The organism is Pannonibacter phragmitetus DSM 14782 (genome assembly GCF_000382365.1).
GTDB lineage: Bacteria > Pseudomonadota > Alphaproteobacteria > Rhizobiales > Stappiaceae > Pannonibacter > Pannonibacter phragmitetus.
This window is the reverse complement of the sequence record NZ_KB908231.1, coordinates 37,796-56,149: the sequence shown is the minus strand read 5'-3', so window position 1 is coordinate 56,149 and position 18,354 is coordinate 37,796. Positions and strand designations below refer to the sequence as shown.

At 60.0% G+C, this 18,354-nt stretch carries 17 protein-coding genes; 13 read left to right on the top strand and 4 right to left on the bottom strand.

Annotation, left to right across the window (positions count from 1 at the left end; genetic code table 11):
• Positions 1-16: 16 nt before the first annotated feature.
• Positions 17-691: a GntR family transcriptional regulator gene (locus tag H163_RS0118595; RefSeq protein ID WP_019966127.1), complete on the bottom strand. Its 675-nt coding sequence runs from the start codon at positions 689-691 to the stop codon at positions 17-19.
• Between the two features lie 139 nt (positions 692-830).
• Between H163_RS0118595 and H163_RS0118590 the strand changes: the two genes are divergently transcribed.
• From H163_RS0118590 to H163_RS0118545, 10 genes are all read left to right on the top strand, one after another.
• The gene (locus H163_RS0118590; protein ID WP_019966126.1) at positions 831-1,817 is read left to right on the top strand and encodes a TRAP transporter substrate-binding protein; all 987 of its coding nucleotides are present in this window, start codon (positions 831-833) and stop codon (positions 1,815-1,817) included.
• A 79-nt stretch (positions 1,818-1,896) separates the two neighbouring features.
• Positions 1,897-2,427, top strand: coding sequence for a TRAP transporter small permease subunit (locus H163_RS0118585; RefSeq protein WP_019966125.1), 531 nt, complete (start codon positions 1,897-1,899; stop codon positions 2,425-2,427).
• On the top strand, positions 2,427-3,740 hold the full coding sequence (locus H163_RS0118580; protein ID WP_019966124.1) for a TRAP transporter large permease: 1,314 nt from the start codon (positions 2,427-2,429) through the stop codon (positions 3,738-3,740). The genes H163_RS0118585 and H163_RS0118580 overlap by 1 nt, the downstream gene beginning before the upstream one ends.
• The gene (locus tag H163_RS0118575; protein WP_019966123.1) at positions 3,740-5,161 is read left to right on the top strand and encodes a malonyl-CoA decarboxylase; all 1,422 of its coding nucleotides are present in this window, start codon (positions 3,740-3,742) and stop codon (positions 5,159-5,161) included. The genes H163_RS0118580 and H163_RS0118575 overlap by 1 nt, the downstream gene beginning before the upstream one ends.
• On the top strand, positions 5,158-6,669 hold the full coding sequence (locus H163_RS0118570; RefSeq protein ID WP_019966122.1) for a malonate--CoA ligase: 1,512 nt from the start codon (positions 5,158-5,160) through the stop codon (positions 6,667-6,669). The genes H163_RS0118575 and H163_RS0118570 overlap by 4 nt, the downstream gene beginning before the upstream one ends.
• Positions 6,670-6,763: 94 nt before the next feature.
• Complete coding sequence (locus H163_RS0118565; protein ID WP_019966121.1) at positions 6,764-8,698, top strand: alpha/beta hydrolase domain-containing protein; 1,935 nt, start codon at positions 6,764-6,766, stop codon at positions 8,696-8,698.
• Positions 8,699-8,972: 274 nt separating this feature from the next.
• A complete protein-coding gene (locus tag H163_RS0118560; protein WP_019966120.1) occupies positions 8,973-10,403 on the top strand; it encodes a hypothetical protein in 1,431 nt (476 codons plus the stop codon).
• Positions 10,403-11,218, top strand: a complete 816-nt coding sequence (locus tag H163_RS0118555) for a hypothetical protein (protein WP_019966119.1) — start codon at positions 10,403-10,405, stop codon at positions 11,216-11,218. The genes H163_RS0118560 and H163_RS0118555 overlap by 1 nt, the downstream gene beginning before the upstream one ends.
• Positions 11,218-12,522, top strand: coding sequence for a hypothetical protein (locus tag H163_RS23190; protein ID WP_019966118.1), 1,305 nt, complete (start codon positions 11,218-11,220; stop codon positions 12,520-12,522). The genes H163_RS0118555 and H163_RS23190 overlap by 1 nt, the downstream gene beginning before the upstream one ends.
• Positions 12,516-13,517, top strand: coding sequence for an OmpA family protein (locus tag H163_RS0118545; protein ID WP_019966117.1), 1,002 nt, complete (start codon positions 12,516-12,518; stop codon positions 13,515-13,517). Before H163_RS23190 ends, H163_RS0118545 begins: the two co-directional genes overlap by 7 nt.
• 71 nt (positions 13,518-13,588) lie before the next feature.
• On the opposite strand, the gene H163_RS0118540 is transcribed toward H163_RS0118545, so the two are convergent.
• Positions 13,589-14,011 carry an Lrp/AsnC family transcriptional regulator gene (locus H163_RS0118540; RefSeq protein WP_019966116.1) on the bottom strand — a complete coding sequence of 141 codons (423 nt, stop codon included), beginning with the start codon at positions 14,009-14,011 and terminating at the stop codon, positions 13,589-13,591.
• A 133-nt stretch (positions 14,012-14,144) separates the two neighbouring features.
• Here H163_RS0118540 and H163_RS0118535 point away from each other — a divergent pair, with 133 nt between their 5' ends.
• Complete coding sequence (locus H163_RS0118535) at positions 14,145-14,708, top strand: isochorismatase family protein (protein ID WP_019966115.1); 564 nt, start codon at positions 14,145-14,147, stop codon at positions 14,706-14,708.
• A 145-nt stretch (positions 14,709-14,853) separates the two neighbouring features.
• Here the strand turns inward: H163_RS0118535 and H163_RS0118530 are convergent, their stop codons facing one another.
• Both H163_RS0118530 and H163_RS0118525 read right to left on the bottom strand, forming a co-directional pair.
• Complete coding sequence (locus H163_RS0118530) at positions 14,854-15,486, bottom strand: NAD(P)H-dependent oxidoreductase (protein WP_019966114.1); 633 nt, start codon at positions 15,484-15,486, stop codon at positions 14,854-14,856.
• 131 nt (positions 15,487-15,617) lie between these two features.
• On the bottom strand, positions 15,618-15,893 hold the full coding sequence (locus tag H163_RS0118525) for a PilZ domain-containing protein (protein WP_019966113.1): 276 nt from the start codon (positions 15,891-15,893) through the stop codon (positions 15,618-15,620).
• Positions 15,894-16,295: 402 nt separating this feature from the next.
• On the opposite strand from H163_RS0118525, the gene H163_RS0118520 reads away from it, so the two are divergent.
• Both H163_RS0118520 and H163_RS0118515 read left to right on the top strand, forming a co-directional pair.
• Positions 16,296-16,973 (top strand): tetratricopeptide repeat protein, encoded by a 678-nt coding sequence (locus H163_RS0118520; RefSeq protein WP_019966112.1) that lies wholly within the window; start codon positions 16,296-16,298, stop codon positions 16,971-16,973.
• Complete coding sequence (locus H163_RS0118515) at positions 16,973-18,322, top strand: outer membrane protein assembly factor BamB family protein (RefSeq protein WP_244296126.1); 1,350 nt, start codon at positions 16,973-16,975, stop codon at positions 18,320-18,322. The genes H163_RS0118520 and H163_RS0118515 overlap by 1 nt, the downstream gene beginning before the upstream one ends.
• The last annotated feature ends 32 nt before the right edge of the window (positions 18,323-18,354 follow it).

Sequence of the window (18,354 nt, the reverse complement as noted above, 5' to 3'; positions counted from 1 at the left end):
CCGTCTCTGAGAAGGGTTATCCCTGTCCTGCCGTGCGGCTGCGCAGGCGTTCCATGTTGGCCACAAGGTCCGAGAACCGGTCCCCCTGCACGGCGATATGGTCGCGCAGCAGGCGGCGGGCGCTATCCTCATTGCCGTCAAGGATTGCCGCGACGATGCCGGCATGTTCCTGCAGGGACACTTTCATGCGGTTGCGCACCCTGAGCTGCAGGCGGCGGTAGGGCCTGAGGCGCCGGTGCAGGGCGATGCACTGTTCCTTCAGGAAGGCGCTCTGGCTGGCGGCGTAGATCGCATGGTGGAACTGCTCGTTCTCGTAATAATAGGCGTCGGTGTCATCGCGCGCGGCAGCTGCCTCGCAGGCGGCATGTGCGGTTTCCAGTGCGGCTCTGTCTTCGGCCGTGTGGCGGCGGGCGGCCAGCGCCCCGGCCATGCCTTCCAGCTCCGCCATCACGTCAAACATTTCCAGCACATAGTGCGGACCCGGATCGACAATGACGGCACCGCGCCTTGGGCGGATCTCCACGAGGCCGATGGCGCTCAGCTGCATCAGGGCTTCGCGGATCGGCGTGCGTGACACGCCATAGCGGGTGGCAAGCTGTGTCTCGTCCAGCCGCTGACCCGGCTCGAATTCACCCGTGACGATGCCGTTCTCGATCTCGTCCCGAAGCTTCTGGAATGTGTTCTCTGACATAGCTCCGCCCTCGCGTACGCCGTGAAATTTCTTGTATACAAGATTATTGACATCGCGTGCAAGGCAAACGCATCATTCGCTCTCATCCGGCAGGGAGGCCGGATTTCTGGGAGGAAGAACAATGAAGAAACTCACTCGCATGTTGAAGACAGGTGTGCTTCTTGCAGGCATGGCAGCGGCGGCAGGGTCTGCCAGCGCCCAGACCGTGCTCAAGGCCTCGCATCAGTTTCCCGGCGGCAAGGGCGATATCCGCGACGAAATGGTGCAGGTCATTGCGCGTGAAGTCGAGGCGGCGAATGTGGGGCTGACCGTGCAGGTCTTCCCCGGCTCCTCGCTGTTCAAGCCGAATGAGCAGTGGAACGCGCTGACCCGCGGCCTGCTGGAGATGACATCCTTTCCGCTCGACTATGCCTCCGGCCGCCATCCGGAGTTTTCGGTCACGCTGATGCCCGGCCTCGTCGGCAATTTCGACCGTGCCAACCGGCTCAATCAGTCCGAATTCATGCAGGATATCAAGAAGATCATCGAGGATAACGGTGCCATCGTCATTGCCGATGCGTGGTTGTCGGGCGCCTTTGCGTCCAAGAAGGGCTGCATCACCTCGCCCGATACGATGAAGGGGCAGGTGATCCGCGCCGCAGGTCCGGCGTTTGAGGAGATGCTGGCCGCAGCCGGTGCCTCGATTGCCTCCATGCCGTCATCGGAAATCTACACTGGCATGCAGACTGGTGTTCTGGATGCGGCGAACACCTCGTCGGCCAGCTTCGTGTCCTACCGCCTGTTCGAACAGGCCAAGTGCCTCACGGCGCCGGGCGAGAATGCGCTGTGGTTCATGTATGAGCCGGTGCTCTTTTCCAAGCAGGTGTTCGAGCGCCTGACGCCCGAGCAGCAGGCCGCCGTTCTGGAAGCTGGCAAGAAGGCCGAGGCTTATTTCGACGCGGAGGTGCGCAAGGGCGATCAGCTGATGATCGACACCTACAAGAAGGCCGGGGTCGAGGTCGTTGAAATGTCCAAGGCCGATTATGACGCCTGGCTCGCGGTGGCTCAGGAGTCTGCCTACAAGAACTTTGCCGCCAAGGTGCCGAACGGCGGCGCCCTGATCGAAAAGGCCCTTGCGGTCGAGTGATACCGGCTCTCACACGGCCCGGACCTGCCGGACGGACAGGGCCGGGCCGTATGTGGACGGTCAAACTGAGAGGTTTGAAATGATCGGGGCCTATATCCGGGCAGTCGGGCATCTTTCGCGGGCTTTGGCCGTGATTGCCACGCTGCTCATCATCGCGGCGATGCTGGTCGTCTGCCAGATGATCCTGATGCGCTACGTCTTTACATATCCAACGATCTGGCAGACGGACTTTGTGGTTTTCTCCGCGACAGCGGCCATGTTCCTCGGCGCGCCCTATGTGCTGATGAAGGGGGGGCATGTGGGCGTTGACGTGGTGGAGATGATGGTGGGGCCACGCACCCGCCATGGCCTCAGGATCCTCGGCAGCCTGCTGGGGTTTACCTTCTGCTCCATCATGCTCTGGGCTGTGTGGATCCAGTTCCACGAAGCCTGGGCCGGCAACTGGAAGCATGCCAGCATGTGGGCGCCGCCGCTGTGGATCCCCCTGTCGGCGCTGCCGCTCAGCTTTGCCATGCTGTGCCTGCAATATGTGGCGCAGATCCTGCTGCTCCTGACCGGTTCCGCTCCCGCGGATACGGGCCACGGGGCGCTTGCCGGGGAGGGGCGCTGATGAGCCCGATGCTGTCTGGTCTTCTCCTCATCGGTGCGCTCTTCGTGCTTCTGGGCACGGGCATGCCGATTGCCTTCGCCCTCGGCCTTGCCGCCGTCGCAGCCCTGTTCCTGCAGATCGGCCCCGGCATCATCTATGTGCTTGGCGACACGATGTTCGCAGGCATTGCGAACTTGGCGTATGTGTCGATCCCCATGTTCGTGCTCATGGGCGCGGCGGTGGCGTCCTCGCCTGCGGGCTCGGATCTCTACACCTCGCTCGACCGCTGGCTCAACCGGGTGCCGGGCGGTCTGGTGCTGTCCAACATCGGCGCTTGTGCCATCTTTTCCGGCATGACCGGCTCGTCGCCTGCCACCTGTGCGGCCATCGGCAAGATGGGCATTCCGGAAATGCAGAGCCGGGGTTACCCCAACTCCGTTGCGGCAGGCTCCATCGCGGCGGGTGGCACGCTCGGCATCCTGATCCCGCCCTCTGTGACGCTGATCGTCTATGGCATCGCCACGGAAACCTCGATTGGCCGCCTGTTCATGGCCGGAGTGCTCCCGGGCATCATGCTCACGGTCATGTTCATGATCTGGGCGCTGATCGACTGCCGCCGCAAGGGCTATGACCTCAGCGGCCGGGGCATCACCTTCACGTTGAAGCAGAAGCTGGAGCAGCTGCCGCGTATCCTGCCGTTCCTGCTGATCATCGCCGGGACGCTCTATGTGCTCTACGGCGGTGTGGCAACGCCGTCCGAAGCGGCCGGGGCAGGGGCCTTCCTGACATTGATTGTCGTCGTGATTGCCTACCGGCTGTTCCGCTTCAAGCCCGTGTCACAGATCTTCGGCTCGGCCATGCGCGAGAGCGTGATGATCATGATGATCATGGCAGCGGCGGAGCTCTTCGCCTTCGCCCTGTCGTCGCTGTTCATCACCCAGACGGTGGCAACGGCGATTGCCGGGATGGATCTGAACCCCTGGGTGCTGATGCTGGTCATCAACGTCTTCCTGCTCGTCTGCGGCATGTTCCTGCCGCCGGTGGCGGTGATCGTGATGACGGCGCCGATGCTGTTCCCGATCGTCACCCAGGCGGGCTTTGATCCCTACTGGTTCGCAATCGTGCTGACGATCAACATGGAGGTGGGGCTGATCACGCCGCCCATCGGGCTCAATCTCTTCGTCATCAACGCCATTGCGCCGAAGATTCCGACGAAGGATATCCTGTGGGGGGCGCTGCCCTATGTGCTGGTGATGTTCCTTGCGATCTTCATCCTGTGCCTCTTCCCGGGGATCGCAACCTGGTTGCCCAACCAAATGCTCGGAGCGGTCTGATGAACACCACATCCTTCTTGAGTGAAATGCTGCAGGCCATCACGGAGCGGGGGCGCCGCCTCCTCTCCATCTCGCCCCAGACCGGAGATGGCGACCCGCTCGCTATCCTCGAACAGCGCTGCGATACGCTGCTGTCCAGTCAGGGCGAAGCCTCCGGCATGGCGCTGGCCAAGGATGTGCTGACCCGCTGGGATCAGCTGGACGAAGCCGGAAAACTCGGCTTCGCCCGGCTGCTGCTGGACCGGTTCGGCCCCAACACCGGACGGCTGGAAAAGGCCATCAAGGCCTATCAGGAGGACCCATCGCCGGTGTCGCTGGCTGCCTTGCACATGGCCAGCGAGCCGCGCCGGCAGGAGCTGATCCGCCGGCTCAATCTGGCGCCTGATGCCATCGCCACGCTGGTGCGCATGCGTGAAGCGCTGTTGAAGATGAAGGTGTCGGACAGGGCGCTGGAGACGGTCGATCAGGATTTTGCCCATCTCTTTGCCTCCTGGTTCAACCGGGGTTTTCTCACCCTGCGCTCGATCAGCTGGTCGACGCCTGCGAACATTCTGGAAAAGATCATCCGTTATGAAGCGGTTCATCACATCGGCGGCTGGGAGGAGCTGCGCCTGCGGCTGGCGCCCGAGGACCGGCGCTGCTTTGCCTTCTTCCATCCCCGCCTTGCAGATGATCCGCTGATCTTCGTGGAAGTGGCGCTGACGACCGCAACGCCGGACACGATTGCCGAGGTGCTGCGCGAGGAGCGCGAGCCGATTGGCGCCGGAGAGGCGACGACGGCGGTGTTCTACTCCATCTCCAACTGTCAGGACGGCTTGCGCGGTATTTCCTTCGGCAATTTCCTGATCAAGCAGGTGGTGGAGGATCTGCGGCGTGAACTGCCGAAACTGGAAACCTTCGTCACCCTGTCCCCGGTACCCGGCTTTGCCGCATGGCTCTCGCGCGAGCGGCGGGCGGAGGTCTCCGATGTGCTGAGCGTGCAGGACCGGGAGGTGCTGCAGGGGCTTGATACGGAAGGCTGGCACAGGAACGAGGAATTGGCTGCGCGCATCCGGCCCGTGCTGATGGGGGCGGCCGCCTGGTATTTCCTCAAGGCCCGCACGCCGCAGGGCAAGGTGGTTGATCCGGTTGCCCGGTTCCATCTGGGCAATGGTGCCCGGCTGGAGCGGCTGAACTTTCTGGGAGACCTCTCGCCCCGCGCGCTCGAACAGTCGCACGGGCTGATGGTGAACTACCTCTACAAGCTCGACGACATCGAAACCAATCACGAGGCCTTCGCCGTGCGCGGCGAAGTGGCGGCCTCGTCTCAGGTCCGCAAGCAACTGCCGCCGGACCGGCAGCCCCGCCAGCTCGTTCCCCTTGCTTCCAGCCCGTCCGAGGACGGTACAAAGACAAAATCCACCAAGGAGTTCACCGCATGAGCAATCACCTTTTCGATGCAATCCGGGCCGCCGCAAATCCTGCTGCGCCCTTCATCGAAACCCTCGATGGCCGGTCCTGGACCTATCAGGACATGGTGGACCAGTCGGGGAAGCTTGCGGGCGTGCTGATTGAGCTGGGCGTCGAGCCGGGCGACCGGGTGGCCGTGCAGGTGGAAAAGAGCGCCGAGGCGCTGATGCTCTATCTTGCCTGCGTGCGGGCAGGAGCGGTCTATCTGCCGCTGAACACCGCCTATACGCTGGCCGAGCTGGACTATTTCATTTCCGATGCCGAGCCGCGCCTCGTCGTCTGTGCGCCGAAGGCGAGGGAAGGGCTTGAGCCGGTGGCCGCGAAATATGGCGCCCGTGTCGAGACGCTGGACGACACCGGCGGCGGCAGCCTGATGGACAAGGCCGCAGGCAAGCCTGCGGACTTTGCCGATGTCCAGCGCGGCCCGGATGATCTGGCGGCCATTCTCTACACCTCCGGCACCACCGGCCGGTCGAAGGGGGCGATGCTCTCCCACGACAACCTTTTGTCCAACGCTGCGACCTTGCGGGAATACTGGCGCTTCACCAGCGGTGACCGGCTGATCCATGCGCTGCCGATCTTCCACACCCATGGCCTGTTCGTTGCGTCCAACGTGATCATGCTGTCGGGCGCTTCCATGTATTTCCTCAGCAAGTTCGATCCCGAAGAAGTGCTGCGGTTGATGCAGTCCGCCAGCGTGCTGATGGGCGTGCCGACCTTCTATGTCCGGCTGCTGCAGAGCGAGGGCCTGACGAAGGAGGCAACGGCGCGCATGCGGCTGTTCATCTCCGGTTCGGCGCCGCTTCTGGCCGATACGCACCGCCAGTTCGAGGAGGCCACCGGCCATCGCATCCTTGAGCGCTACGGCATGACCGAGACGAACATGAACACCTCCAACCCCTACGAGGGCGAGCGCATGGCGGGCACTGTCGGCTTCCCGCTGCCCGGCGTATCGCTGCGCGTCACAGATCCGGAGACGGGCGCGACTGTGGCTGATGGCGAGACGGGCATGATCGAGGTGAAGGGGCCGAACGTGTTCCAGGGCTACTGGCGTATGCCCGAGAAGACAAAGGCCGAGTTCCGCGAAGATGGCTTCTTTATCACCGGTGATCTCGGCAAGGTGGACGAGCGCGGCTATGTCCACATTGTCGGGCGGGGCAAGGATCTCGTGATTTCCGGCGGTTACAATATCTATCCCAAGGAAGTCGAAACCGAGATCGACCAGTTGGCCGGTGTCGTGGAGAGCGCCGTCATCGGCGTGGCACACCCCGATTTCGGCGAGGGCGTCACCGCCATCGTCGTGCGCCAGAAGGGGGCAACTCTGGGCGAAGCGGATGTGCTGGCGAGCCTCAAGGAGCGTCTTGCCCGCTACAAGCAGCCCAAGCGCGTGATTTTTGTGGATGAATTGCCGCGCAACACCATGGGCAAGGTGCAGAAAAACGTGCTGCGCGACACCTATGCCGGGCTTTATCAGTCCTGACACAAAGACATGAGATTGTCCCCGGCCTCAAGATGATTTGCCTGAGGCCGGGGCTGGCGTGGTATTGCTGCCCGGTGTCAATGGATGGACGTAGATGGGCCGGACCAGTCATTCGCTTCTTGCTGCCGCCATGGCAGCGTGTCTCGCATTTCCTTTCGCAGCAGATCAGGCGCAGGCCCGTGTGACGGGCTTCACCATTGTCTCCCAGCGTCCGGTCTTTGAGGGCCGGACCTTTGGCGCAGTGGGTGCCTATGAGCGCATCGACGCCATTGCCGAATTCGCCGTCGATCCGGACGAGCCGCGCCTTGATGCGATTGTGGGTGTCGATGATGCGCCGGTGAATGCGCAAGGCGATGTGGAGTTTTCGGCCAATGTCACCATTCTGAAGCCTGCCGATCCTGCCCGTGCCTCCGGGCTGCTGTTCTATGAAATCGCCAACCGGGGCCGCAGCGTCAGCCCCATTCTGCTGAACCTTGCACCGGGTGCCTCCATGCCGGACAAGGCGGCGGATGCTGGCGATGGCTTTCAGATGCTGCGCGGCGACACCATTGTCTGGTCCGGCTGGCAGGCCGATGTGGCGGCAGATCTGTTCCGCCTCAATCTGCCGGTGCTGGAAGGCAAGACCGGGCTTGCGCGCGAGCAGTTTGTCTTTGACCGTCTGGAAGACAGCAGCACGCTGGCGCTGAAGTTTCCCATGGCAAGCCTTGACCCCTCAGCCATGCGGGTGACGGTGCAGGCAGGACCTGATGCGCCGGCCGTGCCGCTGCCCTTTGTGATCGGCAACGAGAGCCAGATCACCATCACCCGCAGCAAGGACCATGATGCGGGCGCCATCCATGAGGTTGTCTACACGGCGAAGAACCCGGTCCCGGCGGGGCTCGGTTTTGCCGCCGTCAGCGACCTCAACTCCTTCCTGCGCGGCCTGCCGGGGCATGAGGCGATGCCGCCTTTGAAAAACATCCGCCACACGGTCGTCATGGGTATTTCCCAGTCGGGCCGGTTCCTGCGGGACTTCCTCTACCACGGCTTCAACGCCGATGGTCTCGGCCGCAAGGTCTTCGACGGGGCGATGGTGCATGTGGCCGGATCACGCAAGCTCTTCCTGAACTATCCCTTCTCGCAGCCGGGCCGTTACTCCCGCCAGCACGAGGAGCATGACTATCCGGGCGACCAGTTCCCCTTCAGCTATGCGATGAGCACGGACCCGCTGACGAACCGCTCCGATTCGGTTCTGGCGCGCTGCGAGGCCAGCAAAACCTGCCCCAAACTGATGCATTCCGACAGTTCCACGGAGTTCTGGCAGGCACGTTCGGCGCTGATTACCCTTGGCCCCGATGGCTCGCCCCTGACCATGCCGGAGAATGTCAGGCTCTACGGCCTTGCCAGCGTGCCGCATCTCAACACCTGGACGGCGCGGCCGACGGAAAACGCCAGCTGCCTGTTTGCCTTCAATCCCCTGAGCCCCGCGCCGGTGATGCGGGCACTCTATGATGCCATGGCAAAATGGGTCGAGGGCAGCGGGCTGCCGCCCGAAAGCCGGTTCCCGAGCCTCGCGGACGGCACGCTTGTGCCCCACGACGGGTTCACCATGCCGCTGATCGCCGGGGTGCATCTGAAGCCGCCCTATAATGTGGTCCGGGTGGAAAACCACACGGCTGTTCCCCCGCTGCATGGGGCGGCCTATCCGGCCTTTGTTCCGGCGGTGGATCAGGACGGGCTGGAAACGGGCGGCATCCGCCTCCCGGCCGTCGCGGCGCCTGCCGCCACCTATCTGGGCTGGAACCTGCGGCGCAAAGGCTACTCGGAAGGCGCACTCTGCGGCCTTGCCGGATCCTATATTCCCTTGCCCCGCAGCATTCTGGCCGAAGATGGCCGCAAGCCTCTGGCGCAGCGCTACGAGACCAAACAGGCCTATCTGGCGGCTGTCGAAGAGGCCGCGAAGGACCTGATCAATTCCGGCTACATGCTGGAGGCCGACATGGGGCTGGTGGTCGAAAGAGCTGCCGGGGATGCTGCTGCTCTGCCTTGATTGAGGCTGTTCCCGGCATCTGGTTCCTAGGGGTAGGCTTGATCATCTAGTGCAGTTGCTTCTCGCATAGTTTGAATGTGGTGGTTTTTTGCTCATCGCCGGTCCAGTCATCTGGGCTGCCGTAGTCTTCATATTTCGACGACAGCCGCACTTTACCAAGCTTGTGATTCGACTCGGCCGCTAGCGCTTGGAACCTGCCTGCAATGTAGACGCGAGATCACTTGTCGGATACCAATTAACGATCTGTTCATAGTGAAGAAGTCGAAAACACCAAATGGCAGCGCGTTTTGAAGCCCTGAATCGCCTTTTGAAGAAGGCTCTGGAGGGGCACCATGACTTCAAGGCTTCGACGGATATCTTCCCGCTGTTAGATACGGAAAAAGTCAGTAGCTCTCTCGAACTTGTCGAGTTGGGAGAGGGAAACGGCAAGGCAAACAAGCCACCGCAGTCGGCCAGAGTTCTCGATGAGATTGAGCAGCGTGTCATCGCAAGGGTGGATGAGGAAAAGAAAACCTCTTACCAAGTGATGGAGGATCAGTTTCAGACTTTTGAAGACAGGCTGCGCAATCTCGATTTCGAGGGGCAGTTTGGTCTTATTAGACAGGCCAACTACACGAGTTTATCCGACTTCAAGGCGGAAGTGACCTTGGGCCAAAGCCAGCTTCACGGACCTCGACGCGACCTTCAGGATGTCGAGAAGGAGCTGGAATTCTTCAAGACAAAACATGGGCTGAACCGCGCGGCTAAAATCAGCTCACCTGGAATGATGTTCTTCAAGATTTCGGTTTTGATTTTTCTCCTGCTGCTTGAAACCACGCTTAACGGCTTGTTTTTAGCCAAGGGTAGCGAGCAGGGTATTCTCGGCGGTGTCACTCTGGCACTCACGTTTGCCGCTCTGAACATTGGCTGGGCGTTGCTGCTATCTTTTTTCGCTGTGCGTCTGCTTGTCCATCGTTCGGTCTTTTTGAAGATGCTTGGGTTCATTGGTCTTGCGGCATATGTTTGTCTTGCAGTGACGATCAATCTAGGCCTTGCTCATTATCGTGAGGTCTCAGATACGGCTTTTGGAGACGCTGGCCGTGAAGTGATGAGCCGGCTTGTCAGACAGCCGTTTGATCTGGCGGATATAAACTCATGGGTCTTGTTTGGTCTGGGACTGCTGTTTTCGGTGATAGCGTTCATCGACGGATGTGTACTCGTTGATCCATATCCTGGGTTCTCCAACGTCCAGAAACGTGTGAAGCGCGCTCGCGAGGAGTATGTCAACCAGGTTGAAGCCTTGATCGACAATCTCAAGAGCATCCGGGACGAACACAACGAGAAGGTTGAACTGATTATAAGGGACCTTAGTCAGCGGCGGCAGGAATCGCAGGCGATTATCGCCCACCGGACACGCGTTGCAGGCCTCTTCAAGGAACACCAGAACCAGTTGGAACGGATCGCCAATGCCCTCTTGCTTATCTATCGCGAGGCAAACAGGCGCACGCGAACTGAACCTGAGCCAAAGTATTTTGTATCGCCCTACAAGCTCGACCGCATCAATCCGAACCTTCAAAGCATCGGCGAGTGGAACGACAAGCTTCTCGCAGAGCGCATCAAAACCGCTCAAGAAGAGCTCTCAGAACAGATGAGGCTGATCGGGCAAGAGTTCGAAGATGCTGTCAGCCGCTACCGTCAACTTGATGATCTGTTTCCAGGTGCATAATGGCTAGGCGTAGGAAAAAGAAATCGAATGGTTCGACCGGAGTGATCATTGCCGGTGTAGCTATTTCGGTGCTGTCTGCCGCCTTGATTGGCGGTTTCATCTATCTTCGAACCACGGCCAGCACTGTTGCTCTTGACAGGGAAAGTCTGTGTCCACTGACAGGACCTGCATCTGTCACGGCCATACTCCTGGACGTTACAGACCCCATATCCGATGTGACGGCGCTTGATCTTCGTAACGAGTTTCAGATCTTGGTTGCAGGTGTGCCCCAGGGTGGCCTCATCCAAGTATACGCACTGACAGATCAGGAAGGACGGCTTGTGAAAACCTTCTCGGGGTGTAACCCCGGCGATGGTTCGACTGTCGGCGAATGGACCAGCAACCCTCGTATGGTCCAGGCCCGATGGGAGGCTGGGTTTGAAAAGCCTTTAAGGGATCTTGCCGATAGGCTCCGTGAAGGTAATGCAGGCAAGCAATCACCGATCATGGCCGCCGTGCAGCGCATCAACGTCGAAGCGTTCGGCCTGCCTGAACATCAGAGTGTGCCAAAGACCCTGGTCGTCGCGTCTGACATGATCGAACACACGGCCTCTTTCTCGATGTATCGCGATGGGGCGGATTTCGTCCGGTATGAGGGCAGCGAGGCAAGGCAGAAATTCCGTAGCCCACTTTCAGGGGTTGTTGTCCGCATCCTCGAATTTCAACGTCCCGGCATGAGATTCACGGACGAAGATCTTGCTCGCTTCTGGAGCCAATGGGTCAGTTCAAACATGGGTGAGTTGACCAGTTTCAAGCGGCTGCAGGGAGTGATGTGATGCCGAAGGGAAGTCAAACAAGGACATTCCTCAGGCAGCACGGCCCGATGGCAGCCTTCGGGGGGCTTACGTTAATCGGCATTGTCTTCATTTGGACGGCAAAGCTCTGGGGGTTGAGCACGGCCTTTGTGACCGCGGTCCCTATCGGAATTATGATCTTTTACTTGGTGATTTCATTGATAGCGTCGAGCTTGCGGGTCCATAACGAACAGGCTGGCGACAATCTCTACTATATGGGCTTTCTGTTTACGCTCACGAGCCTGGGAGTTTCCCTGTATCGGTTTGCCGGTGATGTCTCGATCGATGAAATAGTCAGAAACTTTGGCATCGCGGTGACATCGACCATCTGCGGAATTGCTCTCCGTATCCTCTTCAATCAGATGAGACGGGATCCCGTTGAGATTGAACGCAGCGTGCGTCATGAACTTGCTGAGATGACGCGCCGTGTTAGAACGGAACTCGATTCTTCAGCCAGGGAATTTTCGAGCTACCGCCGCACGAGCAGTCAGATGCTGCTTGAGGGATTTGAAGAAATTGCCACCCAAGCCGAAAAGACGGGCGAGGCCATTCAAAAGGCTATCGAGGCTCTGTCCAAGGAATCCATCAAGCCGATCCAGGAGACTGCTGCCAAGCTCGCAGTTATTTCGGATGAGAATCTCAAGCTTTTTGAACAGCGGGCTGTCAAGGCAAACGAGCTTGCTGAACAGGCAACCGAAAGACTCAACAGCACGAGTGAAAAAATCACGACTCTTGTTGAAGGACTGAGTTCGTCAATCGAGCATCTTTCGATCAAAATGAACGCCATGAGGTTGCCGGACGAAGTTATCCGGATGGAACTGAAGCCAACCCTGGATGCGGTCAACCAAGTGGCAGATCTCCAGAAGCGTCAATCTGAGGACGCTGTTAGGCAAGCCGAAGAGGCTACGAAACGTGTGGACCGGCAGACCGCTGCTTTTCTGGAATCTGTCCGCCCTGTGACCGGGATACCAGAGCAGATTGCTCAATCGTTGCAACCTGTCAGGGATCTCTCGAAGACCCTCCAGGAAAGCGTCTCGTCTCTTGTGGCCGTACCAGGACAGATTGCAGCTTTGGTGAATTCGTTGAACGAGGTCTCTGGGGCATTGCGCGCAGCCCCCGAAGTTCAGTCCATTGAAGAGAAGACGTCAGCCTACAGCGGTAAAACGGCTAATGATGAGACCTTAACATTGTCGGGTGCAAACGTGGCAGACGTCAAACCCGCCAAGCAAGAGGGCAAGGCTGCAGAGGATGGCAAACCGAAGGAGGGATGGTTCCGAAGATGGTGACCCCCACACAGTCAGCCAATGTGCTCGAAAGCAAGGGATACAATCGAGGCCTTATCCTGGGGCTCACGATGGCAGAATCGATGCTCCTGCTTGTTTTCTGCCTGCTGCTTGTGGCTGGAGCCATTATCAAGGCAGAACGTGACAAAACCCGTGAAGCTATGTCTGCCCAAAAGAACACTGAGGTTCAATTGGCCAAGGTGAACGAACAGGTAAAAGATATGGCTGAAAAGGAGAAAGAGTTGACGAAATATCTTGATGATATTCGTCAAAAAATACTCTTGGCTGGCACGCCGGCCGCAAGTCGTGAGGCGCTCGAAAAAGAGTGGAGAGAACTGGTAGCAGACCGGAAGGAACTGCATGTGTTTCAATCCCGGGGCCTTACGCCAGAACAGATAACTAAAGCGAAGGAGATACTCGAGCACCTTAGACAGTTGGGGCTGGATACGCAGGATATCTCTGCGCTTGAAGTTCGAGTCAAGGCGCTCATGGAAGCTGAGAAACAGCAAGCCCAGTCCAAGCCTCACGAATGGCCTCCCATCATCAACCTGAGTGAAGCTGGCGGTTATTTTTTTAAAAGCGGCAGCGCAGAATTGACGGAGGCCTTCACCACCAGGCTTAAAGGGTCGATTACGTCTCAGATCGCCCTGAACCTTGAGCAATATGACGTCGACATTATCGAGGTCATTGGCCACACCGATGAGCAGCCAATTTCAAGAACAGGCTCAAATCTTGATAAGGAAATCATTGACGTAGTTGAGGGCAAGAAGCCTATAACCTCAATTATCCCAGCAGATAACGCGGGACTGGGAATGGCTCGTGCTCTGGCGGTGGTCAACGTTCTGAAGACTGACGAGCGGCTGCGAGGTGCTACGATCCTGCCAATGTCGGGAGCCCAACTGGTCTTGCCTGGCGATCAACTGACCGCTGGACAGGCGGGAGATGTTGAGGCACGTCGCAGGATTGAGATCCGGGTCCGCCGCCGAAATGGCAATTGACCAGCTCGGAATTCTCATAGTTTTTGCTACTAGGCTTTGGGCGGCAATACGATCCGTCAAAGTGCCTAAAGCTACCCCATATGCCGTTCCAGCACCATGTGGGTGGTGAGGCCTGAGATGAGGGGCAGGGCGTCGATGGCGGCGCGGATGGCTTCGATCCCGGCCATATCCGCAGCCTCGGCGAAGATGACGAGGTCGATGGGACCGGCCAGAGCATGGATCCTGCGGATGCCCGGGATCTTTTCCAGATGCGGCATCAGCTTGGCGCAGCTGCCGCCCGGCGCATGAGTGACGAGGAAATGGGCTGCGACCCTGCCTGTGCTCCCGGCCGGTTCCACCGTCGTGAAGCCACTGATGGCGCCGCTGCGCAGCAGACGGTTCAGCCGGTCCTGCGTGGCACTGCGCGACAGGCCGATGTCCCTTGCCAGCGCCACAAGCGGGCGGCGGGCATCGCGCCGGAGTGCCGCCAGAAGCAGCTGATCCTTCTCATCCATGGCCTTTACGATCCTCCGTGCCCAGACCGGCATAATGCCGGTCATATCCGGCGTCTTGCCGGGGTGCAACCGGCAGTTCTGCGGGCGATACAAGCGGCAACACCGCTGCGGTTCCTGACAGAGATAGAGACCCATGCTGCCACTCAACGAAAGGACCGTGCTGCTGCCGGTCGACATGCAGGCCGCCTTCGACGGGGCGCCCTGGCCGCCGCGCTGGAACGCGGATATCGACCGCAACGGGCTGGCGCTGCTGGGTCTGTGGCGCAGGCTAGGCCTGCCCATCATCCACGTGCGGCATGATTCCGCCGAGCCGGGCTCGACACTGCGCCCCGGCCTGCCCGGAAACCAGTTCCGACCTGGCTTCGCGCCTAAGGACGGCGAGCAGCTTGTGGTGAAGAGCGTGAACTCGGCCTTCATCGGCACGGATCTGGATCTGCGCCTGCGCCGTCTTGGAGCTGAGGATGTGGTGGTCTTCGGCATTTCCACCGACATGTGCGTCTCAACAACGATCCGCACAGGTGCGAATTTCGGATGGCGCATGACGCTGGTCGAAGATGCCTGCGACTGTTTTGATCTGCCAGGAGGGGACGGGACGGTCATTCCCGCACGAACTGTTCATGACGTCCATAGAGCCACGCTCGGCTTCGAGTTCTGCAAGGTCGTGAAGACGGCGGAACTGGTTGGTTCGGCGAGCTGAAGCTGGGGCGCTTCCAATTGCGGATCAGGGGCTGAAAGCCCACCCATAGTCCCTGTCTGCAAGCGCATCACCGGTTCGCCAACGTGATCCGGTGATGCGCAGTCCTTCGGGCGGCGAGCCCCCTGGGGGCTTGCCGCCTTTGCGTTCACTTCACCTCGGTCACGAACTGATCACGCGGGCGGCGCACTTTCTTCAGGTTTGCCAGCCAGTCATTGGCCGCATCCCGGTAGCCCAGCGGCAGAATGGTGACAGACCGCAGGCCCTTGGCGCGCAGGCCAAGAATCTCATCAAGCTTGTCTGCGTCAAAGCCCTCCATCGGCGTGGAATCAACGCCTTCGAAGGCCGCTGCGGCCAGGGCGATGCCGAAGGCGATATAGGCCTGACGGGCAGCGTGCTGATAGTTGGTCTCGGCATCGCGCGGTACATAGGTGTTGAGCAGCATCTGCCGGTAGTTTTCCCAGCCTTCGTTTGTGAAGCCGCGCTCCTCGTTGACGAGGTCGAACATCATGTTGATGCGGTCTGCGGTGTAGTTGTCCCAGGCCGCAAACACGAGCAGGTGCGAGCCTTCGGTCACTTGAGCCTGATTCCAGGCGATCTCCTGGATCCGGGCGCGGACTTCCGGATTCGTCACGACGATAACCTCGAACGGCTGCAGGCCGCTGGAGGTGGGGGCAAGGCGGGCAGCCTCAAGGATGCGCTCGACCTTGTCTTCGGAAACCGCCTTCGACGGGTCCATCTTCTTGGTCGCATAGCGCCAGTTCAGTTTTTCAATCAGCATGGTATCGCCTTTCAGGCTGGAAAATCGCGGCCATGGGAGGAGGGAGGAACTGGCCGCGTCAGGACAACTGTCTGCAGCTAGATAAACCTTCTTATTGCTGCTTCAAGCCTCCGGCCGCAGTCCGTTTTGTGTCAGCGTTTGGTCAACGGTTCTGGCGGGCCGGAAAATTCCAGTCCGAGTTCCGTATCCGTGCGCCAGACCACGCGGACGGGGCGCCTGATGTGTTCGCTGTCGATGTACAGCAGAAGCTCATCGGGAATGAGGTGGGTGTTGTCGACCTTCACCATCACACCGCCTTCTGAGAGATTGCGGATCGTGCCGTCAAAAACCCTGTCCAGATTGCCGAAAACCAATCTGGCCGATTTGAGCGCCCGCCGCCGCGGGCTGCTGCGCCTTTCCTCGTTCATTCAGGTGCTCCGGGCCGGTGCCGATTGTTGGATGCGGGTATCTACTTGTTATATTTCAAGAATATTTCATTCGTATCGCATTGGAAAGGACAGTCTGCGATTTTGATGAATGACGTAAGGTCAGAAATACGCTGGCGAACTTCTGAACTGCAGACCTGTACGTGTTCCTTGCCGGGTTTTTATGGCGTTATTCACATGGCCGGAACACGGCGTGATTCCGGATGCGATGCACTTCAAAAAGCCGGCTTGACCTGATCTCGCCTCACTTGCGCCATCAAACCATTGAAAAGAGCCGGATACAGGCGTTTGCCACGGCGCCGGTGACACTGTAATGTGGCGCCGCCTTGCGCGGGGTGTAAGGCCTCACATACAAGTCCAGAAGTTTGCAGGAAGCTCGAACGCATGTCCGACATTTTCCGGGAAGTCGACGAAGATATCCGTCACGAAAAATTCCGTCGCCTTTGGGACCGTCTCGGCGTTTGGGTGATCATTCTGGCAGTTGCGATTGTGGCCGGAACGGCCGGATACCGCGGCTGGCTGTACTGGCAGGGCCAGCAGTCGATGAAGGCAGGCGATGCCTATCTCGAGGCAGTGCGCCTGGCGCAGGACGGCAAGGCTGAAGAGGCTGAAGCTGCCTTCGCCGCCATGGGATCTGCCACCGGCGGATATCCTGTCCTTGCAAAGTTCCGCCTCGCGGAAAGCCTTGCCGCCTCCGGCAAGACGGATGAAGCCGTGGCTGCCTATGACGCGCTGGCCGCCGATTCGTCCGTTGAAGCGGTTCTGCGTGGCCTGGCTGCGGTGCGCGCGGGCTACATTGCCCTCGATACGGCTGATCTTGCAGCGCTGAAGGCGCGGCTTGAGCCTCTGACGGACGAAAACAATTCCTGGCGCTTCGCGGCCCGTGAAATCCTCGCCTTCGCCGCCTGGAGTGCAGGCGACATGGATGCTGCAATCGCTTATGCCAGCCAGATTACGGACGATGCCGCTGCGCCGCGCGAAATTGGGGCGCGGGTTTCCATTCTCACCAAAGTGATCCGTGGCTCGCAGCCCAGCATTGCCGACAAGGGAGAGACGAACTGATGTTGCGTATGACCAAGCCCTCCCGGCAGCTTGCCAGTGTTTTCCTGGCTGCCACGCTTCTGGCGGGCTGCTCTTCGGTGTCTGAGTATACCGATGCGATCAATCCCTTTGCGACCAAGCAGACGATTCTTCCCGGTGACCGTCAGCCGCTTTTCCAGGGCGCTGATCCGTTGGAGCAGACCACAAACCGTTCTGCCAGCATCGGGTCTGCCTCGGGCGGGCAGGACTGGCCGCAGGCTGGCGGCAATGAAAGCAATGACCCTGGCAATGTCGCCGTGTCGGTCAGCGGCCAGCAGGCCTGGCGCGCTTCCATCGGCAGCTCTGGCGGCGGCCTGACGTCTTCGGGCATGCGCACGGCTGCAAGGCCTGTCGCCTCGGGCGGGCGTCTGTTCGTCTACAAGCCCACGGGTGAAGTGATTGCCATGAGCACGGGCGGCGCCCGTGCTTGGACCAAGAGCCTGCGTCCGGCTGACGAAAACGGCATTGCCTCCGGTGGTGGTGTTGCCGTTTCCGGCAACCGCGTCTTCGCCGCAACCGGCTACCGCACACTGGCTGCGCTGGATGCCGGGTCGGGTCAGGAGCTGTGGTCCGTTGAGCTTAGCGCTCCGGCGCGCGGCGCCCCGGCAGTTGGCGGCGGCCATGTCTTCGTCGTGACGCAGACAAATGAAGTCTATGCGGTCAAGCAGGACGATGGCACCGTGGCCTGGACCTATTCGGGTGTTCAGGAAAACGCAGGTCTTCTGACGGCCGCGTCCCCGGCCGTTTCCGGCGGAACCGTGGTGGTGCCCTTCTCCTCCGGCGAGATCATGGCCTTCGATATCAAGAAGGGTGAGCCGGTCTGGGCCGAGGGCGTTTCGCGCGCTTTCCGTACGCTGGCTGTTTCCACACTGACGGATGTTGCCGCAAGCCCTGTCGTCTCCAGCGGCACAGTTTATGCCACGGGCGTCGGCGGCAAGATCGTCGCTGCCTCGCTCAAGACGGGCGAGCGCCAGTGGGAGCAGAATGTGGGCTCGGTGCACACGCCGGTCGTCTCCGGTAATGCCATTTTCATGGTAACGCTGGATGACAAGATGGTTGCTCTTGACCGCAAGACCGGTGACGCCTTATGGCGGGCAGACCTGCCGCAGATCGACAACAAGAAGAAGCGGCGCAACTGGGCGGGCCCGGTGCTGGCGAACGGCACATTGGTGGCCTTCTCCAACGATGGCCGCATTGCCCTTGTGGACGCAGCCAGCGGCCAGATCCAGAGCGTGCGTGACATTTCGGCCAAGGTCTTCGTGACCCCGATTGTTGCCGGCGGCCGGATCGTGGTGCTGGAAGGCGACAGCGGCATCGCCGGATTCAACTGATAGATGGGCCGCAGGGATTGCGGCCTGAGGAG

Bases quoted from the DNA above. Each gene is read 5' to 3' on its own strand.
- H163_RS0118575 (WP_019966123.1), top strand. From the start codon at position 3,740: ATGAACACCACATCCTTCTTGAGTGAAATGCTGCAGGCCATCACGGAG.
- H163_RS0118565 (WP_019966121.1), top strand. From the start codon at position 6,764: ATGGGCCGGACCAGTCATTCGCTTCTTGCTGCCGCCATGGCAGCGTGT.
- H163_RS0118590 (WP_019966126.1), top strand. From the start codon at position 831: ATGTTGAAGACAGGTGTGCTTCTTGCAGGCATGGCAGCGGCGGCAGGG.
- H163_RS0118520 (WP_019966112.1), top strand. From the start codon at position 16,296: ATGTCCGACATTTTCCGGGAAGTCGACGAAGATATCCGTCACGAAAAA.
- H163_RS0118560 (WP_019966120.1), top strand. From the start codon at position 8,973: ATGGCAGCGCGTTTTGAAGCCCTGAATCGCCTTTTGAAGAAGGCTCTG.
- H163_RS0118555 (WP_019966119.1), top strand. From the start codon at position 10,403: ATGGCTAGGCGTAGGAAAAAGAAATCGAATGGTTCGACCGGAGTGATC.
- H163_RS0118585 (WP_019966125.1), top strand. From the start codon at position 1,897: ATGATCGGGGCCTATATCCGGGCAGTCGGGCATCTTTCGCGGGCTTTG.
- H163_RS0118595 (WP_019966127.1), bottom strand. From the start codon at position 691: ATGTCAGAGAACACATTCCAGAAGCTTCGGGACGAGATCGAGAACGGC.
- H163_RS0118525 (WP_019966113.1), bottom strand. From the start codon at position 15,893: ATGAACGAGGAAAGGCGCAGCAGCCCGCGGCGGCGGGCGCTCAAATCG.
- H163_RS0118570 (WP_019966122.1), top strand. From the start codon at position 5,158: ATGAGCAATCACCTTTTCGATGCAATCCGGGCCGCCGCAAATCCTGCT.
- H163_RS23190 (WP_019966118.1), top strand. From the start codon at position 11,218: ATGCCGAAGGGAAGTCAAACAAGGACATTCCTCAGGCAGCACGGCCCG.
- H163_RS0118530 (WP_019966114.1), bottom strand. From the start codon at position 15,486: ATGCTGATTGAAAAACTGAACTGGCGCTATGCGACCAAGAAGATGGAC.
- H163_RS0118540 (WP_019966116.1), bottom strand. From the start codon at position 14,011: ATGGATGAGAAGGATCAGCTGCTTCTGGCGGCACTCCGGCGCGATGCC.
- H163_RS0118535 (WP_019966115.1), top strand. From the start codon at position 14,145: ATGCTGCCACTCAACGAAAGGACCGTGCTGCTGCCGGTCGACATGCAG.
- H163_RS0118580 (WP_019966124.1), top strand. From the start codon at position 2,427: ATGAGCCCGATGCTGTCTGGTCTTCTCCTCATCGGTGCGCTCTTCGTG.
- H163_RS0118515 (WP_244296126.1), top strand. From the start codon at position 16,973: ATGTTGCGTATGACCAAGCCCTCCCGGCAGCTTGCCAGTGTTTTCCTG.
- H163_RS0118545 (WP_019966117.1), top strand. From the start codon at position 12,516: ATGGTGACCCCCACACAGTCAGCCAATGTGCTCGAAAGCAAGGGATAC.